Annotated in this window: 13 protein-coding genes; 2 read left to right on the forward strand and 11 right to left on the reverse strand. The window is 67.9% G+C overall.

Annotation, left to right across the window (positions count from 1 at the left end; genetic code table 11):
- Positions 1-2: 2 nt before the first annotated feature.
- Genes AB2M62_RS16295 through AB2M62_RS16320 form a run of 6 tightly spaced genes read right to left on the reverse strand, consistent with a single transcriptional unit; the run spans position 3 to position 5763 of the window.
- Positions 3-821: a protein phosphatase 2C domain-containing protein gene (locus AB2M62_RS16295; protein ID WP_404335477.1), complete on the reverse strand. Its 819-nt coding sequence runs from the start codon at positions 819-821 to the stop codon at positions 3-5.
- A 10-nt stretch (positions 822-831) separates the two neighbouring features.
- Entirely contained in the window at positions 832-1293 is a 462-nt protein-coding gene (locus AB2M62_RS16300) for a GNAT family N-acetyltransferase (protein WP_404335478.1), read from the reverse strand.
- A 14-nt stretch (positions 1294-1307) separates the two neighbouring features.
- Positions 1308-2618: a dihydrolipoamide acetyltransferase family protein gene (locus AB2M62_RS16305; protein ID WP_404335480.1), complete on the reverse strand. Its 1311-nt coding sequence runs from the start codon at positions 2616-2618 to the stop codon at positions 1308-1310.
- 1 nt (position 2619) lies between these two features.
- Positions 2620-3624 carry an alpha-ketoacid dehydrogenase subunit beta gene (locus tag AB2M62_RS16310; protein WP_404339984.1) on the reverse strand — a complete coding sequence of 335 codons (1005 nt, stop codon included), beginning with the start codon at positions 3622-3624 and terminating at the stop codon, positions 2620-2622.
- Positions 3625-3637: 13 nt separating this feature from the next.
- Positions 3638-4501: an alpha/beta hydrolase family protein gene (locus AB2M62_RS16315; RefSeq protein ID WP_404335482.1), complete on the reverse strand. Its 864-nt coding sequence runs from the start codon at positions 4499-4501 to the stop codon at positions 3638-3640.
- A complete protein-coding gene (locus AB2M62_RS16320) occupies positions 4498-5763 on the reverse strand; it encodes a 3-methyl-2-oxobutanoate dehydrogenase (2-methylpropanoyl-transferring) subunit alpha (protein WP_404335484.1) in 1266 nt (421 codons plus the stop codon). Before AB2M62_RS16320 ends, AB2M62_RS16315 begins: the two co-directional genes overlap by 4 nt.
- Before the next feature lie 219 nt (positions 5764-5982).
- On the opposite strand from AB2M62_RS16320, the gene AB2M62_RS16325 reads away from it, so the two are divergent.
- Together AB2M62_RS16325 and AB2M62_RS16330 are read left to right on the forward strand one after the other, a co-directional pair.
- On the forward strand, positions 5983-6831 hold the full coding sequence (locus AB2M62_RS16325; protein WP_404335485.1) for a phytanoyl-CoA dioxygenase family protein: 849 nt from the start codon (positions 5983-5985) through the stop codon (positions 6829-6831).
- Positions 6832-6886: 55 nt separating this feature from the next.
- A complete protein-coding gene (locus AB2M62_RS16330) occupies positions 6887-7753 on the forward strand; it encodes an alpha/beta fold hydrolase (protein ID WP_404335486.1) in 867 nt (288 codons plus the stop codon).
- On the opposite strand, the gene AB2M62_RS16335 is transcribed toward AB2M62_RS16330, so the two are convergent.
- The 5 genes from AB2M62_RS16335 to glmM are packed head-to-tail and all read right to left on the reverse strand — an operon-like array spanning position 7750 to position 12099.
- Positions 7750-8388, reverse strand: coding sequence for a ribonuclease HII (locus AB2M62_RS16335; protein WP_404335488.1), 639 nt, complete (start codon positions 8386-8388; stop codon positions 7750-7752). The two genes, AB2M62_RS16330 and AB2M62_RS16335, sit on opposite strands and share 4 nt — an antisense overlap.
- 8 nt (positions 8389-8396) lie before the next feature.
- Positions 8397-9554 carry a bifunctional hydroxymethylpyrimidine kinase/phosphomethylpyrimidine kinase gene (thiD, locus tag AB2M62_RS16340; RefSeq protein WP_404335489.1) on the reverse strand — a complete coding sequence of 386 codons (1158 nt, stop codon included), beginning with the start codon at positions 9552-9554 and terminating at the stop codon, positions 8397-8399.
- A 4-nt stretch (positions 9555-9558) separates the two neighbouring features.
- Complete coding sequence (locus tag AB2M62_RS16345; protein WP_404335491.1) at positions 9559-9783, reverse strand: DUF1272 domain-containing protein; 225 nt, start codon at positions 9781-9783, stop codon at positions 9559-9561.
- Positions 9783-10757: a peptidyl-alpha-hydroxyglycine alpha-amidating lyase family protein gene (locus tag AB2M62_RS16350; RefSeq protein WP_404335493.1), complete on the reverse strand. Its 975-nt coding sequence runs from the start codon at positions 10755-10757 to the stop codon at positions 9783-9785. The genes AB2M62_RS16345 and AB2M62_RS16350 overlap by 1 nt, the downstream gene beginning before the upstream one ends.
- Position 10758: 1 nt before the next feature.
- A complete protein-coding gene (glmM, locus tag AB2M62_RS16355) occupies positions 10759-12099 on the reverse strand; it encodes a phosphoglucosamine mutase (protein ID WP_404335495.1) in 1341 nt (446 codons plus the stop codon).
- Positions 12100-12143 lie beyond the last annotated feature (44 nt).

The following is a 12143-nucleotide window of genomic DNA, read 5'->3' on the forward strand; positions in this document are numbered from 1 at the left end:
GCTCAGCCGCCGATGCGCAGCCAGAGCGCGGTGGCGTCGTCCGAGGTCTTGAAGCGCGGATAGCGGACGCAGGCGGCGTCGTCCGCCTCGATCGCGCGCAATGCCTGTGCGACCGCGGCGAGACCGCGCGTGCGGATCGCTGCGACCAGCGAGGCATCGTCTTCGACGCCGTACGTGTCGATCAACGCCGCGAAGCCATCGGTCATCAGGAAGAGCTCGTCGCCGGGGGCGCAGGCGAGCCGGCTGCGATCGAGCGTCTGCATGTGCTGCGCGTTGACGCTGAGCACGCGCATGCCGGCATGGCCGCGGGTCGCGCGCAGGTCCGCGAGGATCGGGGCCGAGCGCTTGGGGCTGCCGAGGCCGTGCCGGGCGAGGGCGGCGGCGCGCAGGCCTTCGGCAGGATCCTTGGCCGGGCCGAGCCGAGTGACCTGGCCCTTTGACCAGAGGAAGCCGGCGCAATCGCCGAGCCAGCCGCAGTCGAGGCCGTCGCCGGCGAGGTGGACCGCGAGCGCCGAGGCGAGCGGGCGTTCCCATAGGCCTGCGGGCTCACGGGTGCGATCGCGCTCCCAGGCCGCGAGGATGTGCGCGGCGACATCGGCGTAGAGCGTGTCGAGCGAGGCGGCGGGGGAGGCCGTGAACGCCGCCTGCGCTTCGTTCGCCAGCCAGGCAGCGCCGCCGCGCGCGCCGACCAGCCCGGGGGGCCCGAGATCGGTGGCGCCGTCGATCACCCAGCCATGGACATGGCCGGCGCCGGCGCGATCGTCATTGGGGACGGCGAGGTCGCCCGCGAGGCTGACCGACTGGAGGACATCGAAGTGCATCGCCGCGAGCCTAGCCCGCTTTTGTGACGCCTCGCACCATGTAACGCGCATGGGGGCCATAACTGGAGAGACTGGCCAACTCGGTCTCGACGAAGCCGTGGCTGCGCCAGAAGGCGGCGGACTCGTTGACCGAGACCAGGGCGATCGAACCGCCGATGCGGGCGAACAGCAGCGCCAGCCCCGCCGCCGCCTGGCCGGTGCCGCGGGCTTCGGGCAGCAAGGCGAGATCGTGGAGATACCAGGCCGCGCGATCGGCGGGCAGGCTGCCGAGCAAGGTGTCGAGCGGGGGGATGCTGCCGAGCGGCCAGGGATAGGCGATCAGATAGCCGGCCACGCCCTCCCCGCCTTGGAGGACGAAGCAGGTCTCCGGCGCCAGCGCGAGGCGCTCGGCGAAGCAGGCGCGGCCCTCGGGATGATCGGGGAAGGCCACGGCCGCGACCGCGACGACGCCGTCGAGGTCGCCCGCGGTCATCTGCCGCCAGTGCATCAATCGGCGAAGAGCAGCACGGGGGTTTCGAGCAGTTTCCGGACCGCCTGGACATAGCTGGCCGCATCCCAGCCATCGACGACGCGGTGATCGCAGCTGATCGACAGGTTCATCAGCTTGGCGCGGACGATGTCGTCGCCATGGAACATCGGGCGCTCGACGATCTTGTTGGGGCCGATGATCGCGACTTCGGGGCGGTTGATCACCGGGGTGGTGGCGATGCCGCCCAAGGGCCCGAGCGAAGTCACGGTAAGCGTCGAGCCGCTCAGTTCCTCCGACTTCGCCTTGCCGGTGCGCGCGGCCTCGGCGAGGCGGGTGATCTCGGTGGCGAGCTGCCAGACATTCTTGTCCTGCGCGTCGCGGATCACCGGGACCATCAGCCCGGCATCGGTCTGCGTCGCCATGCCGAGATGGACGCGGCCATGGCGGGTGACGACGCCGGCCTCGTCGTCATAGCGCGCGTTGAGCATCGGGAAATCGGGGATCGTCCGGCAGATCGCGACGATCAGGAACGGCAGCATCGTCAGCTTGGGGCGATTGCCGCGATTGGCATTGAGATCGCCGCGCATCGCTTCGAGCGCAGTCACGTCGATCTCGTCGACATAGGTGAAATGCGGGATCTGGCGCTTCGAGGCGGCCATGTTCTCGGCGATGCGGCGGCGCATGCCGATGACCTTGACGGCCGCATCCTCGCGGGCGCGGCTGGCGTGCGGGGGCTGATAGCCCTGGCCCTGGCCGTAGCGGAGATAGGCGTCGAGATCGGCGTGGCGGACATGGTTGCCGTCGGCCTTCACCGCGGCGAGATCGACGCCGAGGTCCTTCGCGCGCGCGCGGACGGCGGGCGAGGCGAGGATCTTCTCTTCCCTCCCTGAAAGGGAGGGGCTGGGGGTGGGTTCGCTGGCGGCGGGGCTCGATGCCCCGGCGTCAGCCTTTGGCGCAGACGTGGTCGGCTCGCTTGCGCTCGCACTCACCCCCGGCCCCTCCCTTGCAGGGAGGGGAGTTGCAACCTCCTCGACCCCGGGATTCTCGGCCTCGACTTGTTCCTCGACCGGCGTCTCGGCCGCCTCCGCGTCGGTTTCGATCACCACCAGCGCCGAGCCGATCGCGACCTGATCGCCGACCTCGCCGGCCAGCTCGACCACCACGCCGGAGACGGGCGATTCCATCTCGACGGTGGCCTTGTCGGTCATCATGTCGGCGACTTGCTGGTCCTCCGACACGCGATCGCCGACCTTGATGTGCCAGGCGACGATCTCGGCCTCGGCGATGCCTTCGCCAATGTCCGGAAGGCGGAAAGTGAAGCGTGCCATGTCAGTCCTTCAGGATCTTCTTGAGCGCCGTGCCGATGCGTACCGGTCCCGGGAAATAGGCCCATTCGAGGCTGTGCGGATAGGGCGTGTCGAAGCCGGTGACGCGTTCGATCGGGGCTTCGAGATGGTAGAAGCAGCGTTCCTGGACGAGCGCGGAAAGCTCGGCGCCGAAGCCCGAGGTGCGCGTCGCCTCATGGACGATCATGCAGCGCCCGGTCTTCTTCACCGACGCCTCGATCGCCTCGATGTCGAGTGGCACCAGCGTGCGCAGATCGATGATCTCGGCATCGACGCCGAGTTCCTCGACCGTGCTGGCGACGACATGGACCATCGTGCCGTAGCACAGGATCGTGACCGCCTCGCCGGCGCGGACGGTCGCCGCCTTGCCGAGATCGACGCGGTAATGGCCTTCGGGCACTTCGCCCGCCGGATGCGCCGACCAGTTCTTCGAGGGGCGATCATAATGGCCGTCGAACGGGCCGTTATAGATGCGCTTGGGCTCGAGGAAGAGGACGGGATCATTGTCCTCGATCGCGGAGATCAGCAGCCCCTTGGCGTCGTACGGCGTCGAGGGGATCACCGTCTTGATGCCGGAAACGTGCGTGAAGATGCCCTCGGGTGACTGGCTGTGGGTCTGGCCGCCGAAGATGCCGCCGCCATACGGGCTGCGCACCGTGATCGGCGCGGTGAAGTCTGCCGCCGAGCGATAGCGCAGCCGCGCGGCTTCCGAGACGAGCTGATCAAGCGCGGGATAGATATAATCGGCGAACTGGATTTCGGGGACCGGGCGCAGGCCATAGGCGGCCATGCCGATCGCGACGCCGACGATGCCGATCTCGGTGATCGGCGTATCGAAGGCGCGGGTCTTGCCATATTTCGCCTGGAGCCCGGCAGTGGCGCGGAACACGCCGCCGAAATAGCCGACATCCTCGCCCATCACGACGATGTCGGGATCGCGATCCATCATCACGTCCATCGCCGAGTTGATCGCCTGGATCATATTCATGCGGGCCATCGGATCAGGCCTTCCGCACGAGGAAGCGGTCCCCGGGCGCGACGGGCATGAGTTCCAGCGCGGTGCGGAAGGATTTTTTGGGCGGGACATAGGCGCCGAGGAACAGGCTGGCCGCCATGCGCGCGCGCTTATAGGCCGAGGTGTCGGGCTCACCGACCAGGCCGTGGCCGGCGTCCTTGATCACCAGCGCATATTTGTCGCCCGCCGGGCTCTGCTCGATCGGCTGGAGATGGTCGGCGGGATTGGTGACGAAGCCCTCGACCAGATCGTTGGTGCCGGTGATCAGCATCGCGGGCACGGCGAGCGAGGCCCAGGCGCCGGGACGCACCACGCCGGGGATCAGGCCGGGCGAGGAGAAGGCGAGCACCGCGGTGACGCTGGGATCGCGCAGCGGCAGCAGATTGGCGAGCGCGCCGCCCATGCCGAGCCCGATCAGCGAGCCATAGCTGTGCCCCATCGCCGCGACGGGCACGCCGGGAAAGGCCTTGGCGGCATGCGCGCTGGCCGCCTTCATGTCCTCGATCCGCGCGAAGAAGCCGGTGCGCGAATCGAATTTCTCGCGATCCGCATAGTGCATCGAATCGACATGGAGCGGCGCGATCACGGCATAGCCATCGGCGACCATCCCGCCGATCATCGCCTCATAGCGTTCGGGCCAGGAGCCATGGCCGGTCGAGAACAGCAGCACGCCGTGTGGCGTGCCCGCCGGGCGCCAGATGCTGAGCGTCGCCTTGCGGGCAGGCGTCGCATCGACCTCGACTGTTTCGGGTCCGGCGATGGCGGCCAGCAGGCCCGAGGGGAGCAGCGCGAGGCCGCCCAATGCGGCGGCGCCCTTGAGCAGCGTGCGGCGATCGAGGAGACTCTTCATATGCCGGCACTCGCCCGCTCGTCGCGCATCTGCTGCTGCTGCTCCTTCAGGTGCCAGGGCAGTTCTTCGAACACCCCTTCGAACATCGAATCGAACGGCTGGTGCATGCCGTGGCCCAGAATCCCGTTCTTCTCGGCTTCCTTCTGCGCGCGCTTCACTTCCTCGGCGAGCGCGAGATCCTGCGCGGCATGGCGCTCCTCATCCCATTCGCCCAAGCCGATGAGGTGATCCTTGAGCCGCCGGATCGGATCGCCGAGCGGCCAGGCCGTGGGCTCGCCGGCCGAACGATAGGCGGTGGGATCGTCGGAGGTCGAGTGCCCCTCGGCGCGATAGGTGAAATGCTCGATCAGCGTCGGGCCCTGGTTGGTCCGTGCGCGCTCGGCCGCCCATTGCGTGGCGGCATAGACCGCGAGCGCATCATTGCCGTCGACGCGCAGCCCGGCGATGCCATAGCCGAGCGCGCGAGCGGCGAAGGTCGTCGCCTCGGCACCGGCAAAGCCCGAAAAGCTCGAAATCGCCCATTGGTTGTTGACGACGTTGAGAATGACCGGCGCCTTGTAGACCGTCGCGAAGGTCATCGCCGAGTGGAAGTCACCCTCTGCCGTCGAGCCTTCACCGCACCAGGTGGCAGCGATCCGGGTGTCGCCCTTGGCCGCACTCGCCATCGCCCAGCCGACCGCCTGGGGATATTGCGTCGCCAAGTTTCCCGAGATCGAGAAGAAGCCATATTCCTTCGACGAATACATGATCGGCAGCTGGCGGCCCTGGAGCGGATCGCCCTTGTTCGAATAGATCTGGTTCATCATCTGCACCAGCGGATAGCCGCGGGTGAGCAGGATGCCCTGCTGGCGATAGGAGGGGAAGCACATGTCGTCGGCAGCCATCGCCAGGGTCGCGGCGACCGCGACCGCCTCTTCCCCGGTGGACTTCATGTAGAAGCTGGTCTTGCCCTGGCGCTGGGCGCGAAACATGCGCTCGTCGAATGCGCGGGTGAGCGCCATGCTGCGGAGCATCTTCCGCAGCGCCTCGGGATCGAGCCGCGGATTCCACGGGCCGACTGCCCTGCCCTCGTCATCGAGGACGCGGATCAGCGTATAGGCGAGTTCATGGAAACTGTCGGCCTTGTCGGCGGTGTCGGGGCGGCGGGCGGAACCTGCCGGCGGCACGTCGACATCCGCGAAATCGGCGGTGTCGCCGGGGCGGAAGCGAGGCTCGGGCACATGCAGCGAAAGCGGCGGCAGATTGGCGCGCGGTGCGTCCATAGTCTCTCCGAATTGCGGGCCGTGTCGCCGGGTACAACGCACGGACTCGATTTCCGAACCTTGTTATAAAATTTCAAAGCCGCTGTCGAGTAGGTCAGTAGCGCTGACCTTGCTGCAGCGCGGGAGACCATAGCCGCGGGGCATTGGCGGGCCCGTGCACGCTATTGGAATTGCGCCGCGCACCGCCGCATTCTTCCGCTGACACGGCGAGGAGTTTTTGTGGACGCGTCAGATTCCCAAGCGCTGGTCGCGCGTTATCGACGCGACGGCTATGCGGTGATCCGCGGCTTGTTTTCGGTCGACGAAGTCGCGCTGCTCACCGCGGCGACCGACCAGATCGAGGCCGAGGGGGCCGCGCATGGCCGCAGCTTCCGCCATGGCAATCTGTTCTATAATGTCGCCCCCGGCAACGATGGCGCGCCGCTGGTGCGGATGGTGCAATGGCCGTCCTATCATCAGCCGATGCTCGAGGCGGTGCGCCGCGATCCGCGCTTCGTGGAGGTGCTGGCGCCACTGATCGGCGACAGCCTCACACAGATCATCAACCAAGTCCATTGGAAGGCGCCGGGCAGCCTGGGCGATTTCGCCTGGCACCAGGATTTGCGCTTCCGCCGGCCCGAGGCTGCGTATCGCAACCTTGGCACCTCCTATGTCCAGACCGGGCTGGCGATCGATCCGCACACGCGCGAATCGGGCTGCATGCGGTTCATTCCCGGCAGCCACGTCCACGGCCCGCTGGCGCTCGACACCAGCGGCGAAGTGCTCGGCAACGCGATGACCGGCGATGCGCTGGAAGCGGCGGGACTGTCGGATGCCGATGCCGTCGATCTGCTGCTCGCGCCGGGCGACCTTGCGCTATGGAGCCCCTATCTGGTCCATGGCTCGGGGACCAACCGATCGGCGCACAAGCGGCGGCTCTACATCAACGGCTATGTCCGCGCCGAGGATTGCGATCGCGGCGAATGGGCGTTTCGCGGCGGGGTGCCGGTGCCGCTCGGGCCCGAACCGGCGCTGGTCCATTTCGAAGAGCTGCGCGTGCGGCCCGAGCCGCATTATCTCGAGGGCTGAAGCATTTTGCAGCCTCGGCGCTTTTAGCGGAGGATCGAGCGCGGGAGCGTGGCACATGCAGGCAGCAGCATTCGGTCTAGGCGTGGCAGCGCTGCTCGCGGCAATACCTGCCGCAGCGCAGAACGGCCGCTTCGATATTGGCGGGCGAACGATCCGGCTGGCGTGCCGCGGCGAAGGCGCGCCGACCGTCGTCATCGATGCCGGAATGGGCACTGCGCCGGCCGAGGACCAGGCATGGCAGGGCATCGCCGCCAGGATTGCGCCGACGACGCGGGCCTGCCTCTATGACCGCGCCGGGCTGGGCGGCAGCGATCCGGTGGCCAAGGGGGCGATACGGACCAGCGCGGACATGGCCGCCGACCTCGAAGCGGCGCTGCGAAAGGCCGGCGTGAAGCCGCCCTTCCTGCTCGTCGGCCATTCGATCGGCGGGCTGCATGCCCAGGTGTTCGCGGCCCGCTATCCGAAGCAGGTCGCGGGACTGGTGCTGGTCTCCTCCACCCATCCCAAGCAGTTCACGACATGGCGTGCGATCCTTCCCGGGCCCGCCGCGGGCGAACCGGAGTTGGTCGCCAAGGCGCGCGCCATTCTCGCACGGATGGACAGCGACGTTTCGATGAACTCGGAATCGCTCGACGTGCTGGCCAGCAACCGCCAGGCGCTTGCGCTCCAGTCGCTTGGCGACAAGCCGGTGATCGTGGCCACGCACAGCCCGACTTACCGGATGGTCCCCGACCTGCCCGAGGCGATCTCGGTGCAGCTCGAGGCGGGCACGCAGCGGCTACAGAAGCAGTTCCTCTCGCTGTCGCCCAACGCCGTCCAGCACATCGCGGCGAAGGCAGGCCATGGGCTTCCGCACGAGGATCCCGATTTCGTCGTCGCGAACATCCTGGAAGGCGTCGCGGCGGTGCGCAAGCGCCGCTAGGCGCGGACCTGCAGCACCGGGACCGGCCCGAAATCGAGTTCGGCCTGGGCGACCGGGGCGAAGCTGCGGCGGTGGTGCGGGGTGGGGCCGAGGGTGCGCAGCGCTTCCTGGTGAAACCTCGCCGAATAGCCCTTGTTCGATTTCCAGCCATAGCCCGGATGGAGCGCATCGAGCTCCTCCATCATGCAATCGCGGCGATGCTTGGCGACGATCGAGGCGGCGGCGATCGACAGGCACAGCGCGTCGCCACCGACCACCGGGTGGCTCTGATGCTCCCAATCGGGGCAGCGATTGCCATCGACCAGCACGAAGGCCGGCGCGAAGCCGAGCGCGCCGACCGCGCGAGTCATCGCCAGCATCGTCGCCCAGAAGATGTTGAGCTGATCGATCTCCTCGACCGATGCGACGCCCAGCCCGACCTTGGCGCAGGCGAGCAGCTCGGCGCACAGCCGCGCGCGCTTGGCAGCCGTAAGCGCCTTCGAATTGTCGATCCCTTCGGGGATGCATTTGGGATCGAGCACGACCGCGGCAGCGACCACCGGACCGGCCAGCGGGCCGCGGCCGGCTTCGTCGACGCCGGCGACCAGGCCCTTGTGGAGCCGCTGATATTTCCGTTCGAACTTGAGATCGGGCATCGTCGTTTCTAGTCGCTTTCGATGCGCCATGGCGGAAAGCGGCGCATCTCGCCAGCCTGGTAGAGACGAACCGCATTGCCCGCCGGATCGCGCAGCCGCGCCTCGCGCCAGCCCCAGGTCTCGTCCTTGGGCTCGGCCTCGAACTTTATGCCCTGCTGCTGGAGATAGGCGACCGTGACGTCGAGATCGCCGCATTCGAAATAGACCACCGGCGCGGTGTAGCCGGGATCGGTGGCGATCGAGAAGGTCGCGCCGCCTTCGCTTTCGAACCGGGCATAGCGCGGGCTCGCGCGGACGACCTGGCGCAGGCCGAGCAGCCGGTAGAATTTCTCGCTGGCGGCGAGGTCCTGCGCGGGCACCGTCACCTGGTTGAGCATCGGCTCGAAGAAGCTGGTGTTGAGATCGAGCCGCACCGCCTGCTGTCCCATCGGGCCATGGCCGCGGCCGAGCCCAGGCGCCTCGCGCATCGCGATGCGAACGAAGCGGCGCGCGCGGGCGATCGCTTCGGGCAAGTCCCATTCGGCGGCGAGCCCGCAGGCGATCGCCGAGGAGAGCGTGCAGCCGGTGCCGTGGGTGGCGTCGGTATCGATCCGCGGATCGCTCCATTCGATCTCGGGCGGATCCTCGGGATCGGCCGAATAGAGCCGATCGGTAACCGTCTCGCCTTCGCCATGGCCGCCCTTGACCAGCACGGCGCAGCGATGCGCCGCGACGAGGCCATGGGGGTTGCCGCCCAGCGCGGCGAGCTCGGGCAGGTTGGGCGTGACGACGGTGGCGCGATCCATCAGCCGTTCGAATGCGGCGATCGTCGCCTCGTCGGCCAGCGTCGCGCCGCTGGTCGCGACCATCACCGGATCGAACACCACCGGCACGCCGGGCAGTTCGGCCAGCTTGTCGGCGAGCGCCAGCGCGGTGCGCGCCGAGCCGATCATGCCGATCTTGATCGCGTCGACGCCGATATCGCTGACGCAGGCGTCGATCTGGGCGAGCACCATGTCGGTGGGAACCGGGTGGACGCCGGTGACGCCCAGCGTGTTCTGCGCGGTGATCGCGGTGATCGCGGTCATCGCATGGCCGCCGAGCATGGTGACGGTCTTGATATCGGCCTGGATGCCGGCGCCGCCCCCCGAATTGGATCCGGCGATGATCAGGATGCGCGGAGTCATCGTCTCACCCTTCGAACCGGCGCTGGGTCGACGCCGGATGTTTCGCCAATGCCGCGCCGACACGCGCCGGGCGATCGAGCAGCTCGCCGCCACAGCTCGGGCAGGCTTCGTCGAGCGCATCGGCACAATCTGAACAATAAGTGCATTCGAACGAGCAGATGAACGCGCCGCCCTCGTCGGCGGGGAGATCGACGCCGCAGCGTTCGCAGTCGGGGCGCATCTCGAGCATCAGCGGATCCGTTCGAATTTCTGGACGCGCTCGCCGCCGATGTCGACGACGAAGAGGTTACCGCGCGCGTCGGCGGCGATGTCGTGCCCCTGCTGGAACTGGCCGTCATAATTGCCGTAGCGGCCGAAGCGCGCGGCAACGCTGCCGTCCGGGCGAAGAATAGCTACCGCCGAACGATCGCGCCCGCGCTTGGGCTGCTCGCCGCCGTCGATCACTGCGGCCATCCCACCGGGCAGCAACGCGATGCCATAGGGCCGCCCCATCTCGGGCGACTTCCAGGCATCGAGGAACTTGCCCCTGCCGTCAAAGCGCTGGATGCGGTCATTCTCGCGGTCCGCAACATAGACTCGGCCCTGCGCGTCTACTGCCAGCCCGTGCGGCAAGTCGAATGCGCCGGTGGCAGTGCCGCGCACGCCCCATTCGAAGAGGAAGCGGCCATCGGGCGCGAACTTGGCCACGCGCGAATTGATATAGCCGTCGCTGACATAAAAGGAGCCGTCGGGCAGCACCGCAATATCGGTCGGACGGTTGAAATGCTTGCCATCGGTGCCGGGCACCCCGGCCTCGCCCAGGCTGAGCAGCAACTTGCCCTCGGGACTGAACTTGAACACCTGGTGGAGCGCGACATCGGTAAGCCAGATATTGTCCTGCGCATCCACGCTGAGCCCGTGCGGCATGACGAAGCGGCCGTCGCCCCAGGCGTTCGCGATTTTGCCGGTCTCGCCATCGAACGCGACCACCGTGGGCGCCGCGATCGGATCGCTGGGCAGCGGATCGGTCCATTGCCGCCCGGCACGCTGGAACACCCAGACAAGACCCTTCGAGTCGACCCCGACGCCTGCCACTGCACCCAGCGCCAGCCCCTCGGGCAGCTGCGGCCAGCCATGCACGACGCGGTAGTCTGGCGCCGCCTGCGCCGATACCGGCCCGGGCAGCAACGCCGCCACGACGAGCAGGGCGAGGCCGCGCAGCATATCAGGCCGCCGCCGCACGCACGGCATCGCAGATCCGATCGACGATCGTCTCGACCTGGGCCTTGTCGTCACCCTCGGCCATCACCCGGATCACCGGCTCGGTGCCCGAGGCACGGATGACGAGGCGGCCGCGGCCGTCGAGCTCGGTCTCGGCGCCGGCGATCACGTCCTTCACCCGCGCGTCGTCGAGCGGCTTGCCACCCTTGAAGCGGACATTCTTGAGCAGTTGGGGCAGCGGATCGAAGCGGTGAAGCACTTCGCTGGCGGGCGCGCCGGCGCGGACCAGCTCGGCGAGCACCTGGAGCGCGGCGACGAGGCCGTCGCCGGTGGTCGCATAATCGGACAGGATGATGTGCCCCGACTGCTCGCCGCCGACATTATAGCCCGAGCTGCGCATCTTCTCGAGGACATAGCGATCGCCGACGCTGGTGCGGACCATGCCGAGACCCTGCGCGGCCAGATGCCGCTCGAGCCCGAGGTTCGACATCACCGTGGTGACCAGCCCGCCGCCGGCGAGCTTTCCCTCGCGCGCCCAGCCGCCGGCGATCAGCGCCATCAGCTGGTCGCCATCGATTACCCGGCCGGTCTCGTCGACGACGATCAGCCGGTCGGCATCGCCGTCCAGCGCGATGCCGATCGCCGCGCCCGACGCCACGACGGTTTCGCGCAGCGTATCGGGTGCGGTCGAGCCGACGCGATCGTTGATGTTCTTGCCATTGGGCTCGATGCCGATCGCGATCACTTCCGCGCCGAGCTCCCACAGCGCCGAGGGAGCGACCTGATAGGCGGCGCCATTGGCGCAATCGATCACTACCTTGAGCCCGTCGAGGCGCATGTCCTCGGGGAAGGTCGACTTGGCGAAGTGGATATAGCGTCCGCGCGCATCCTCGACGCGGCGCGCCCGGCCAATCTGGTCGGCGGGCGCGAGCGGCACCTCGCCATCGATCAGCGCCTCGATCGCCAGCTCGTCCTCGTCGCTGAGCTTGAAGCCGTCGGGGCCGAACAGCTTGATGCCATTGTCGGCGAACGGATTGTGGCTCGCCGAGATCATCACGCCGAGATCGGCGCGCATCGAATGGGTGAGCATCGCCACCGCCGGCGTGGGCATCGGGCCGACCAGGACGACATCCATGCCGACGCTGGTGAACCCCGCGACCATCGCGTTTTCGAGCATATAGCCCGACAGGCGGGTGTCCTTGCCGATCACCACGCGGTGCTTGTGATCGCCGCGCACAAAATGCGCCCCGGCGGCCATGCCGACCTTCATCGCCATCGCCGCCGTCATCGGGGCGACATTGGTCAGCCCGCGAATCCCGTCGGTACCGAAATATTTTCTTGCCATTCCGCGTCTTCTCGCGACGTTGCATCCCAATCGAGGTGCCCTGA

Source organism: Sphingomonas sp. MMS12-HWE2-04 (assembly GCF_044881185.1).
Lineage (GTDB): Bacteria > Pseudomonadota > Alphaproteobacteria > Sphingomonadales > Sphingomonadaceae > Sphingomonas.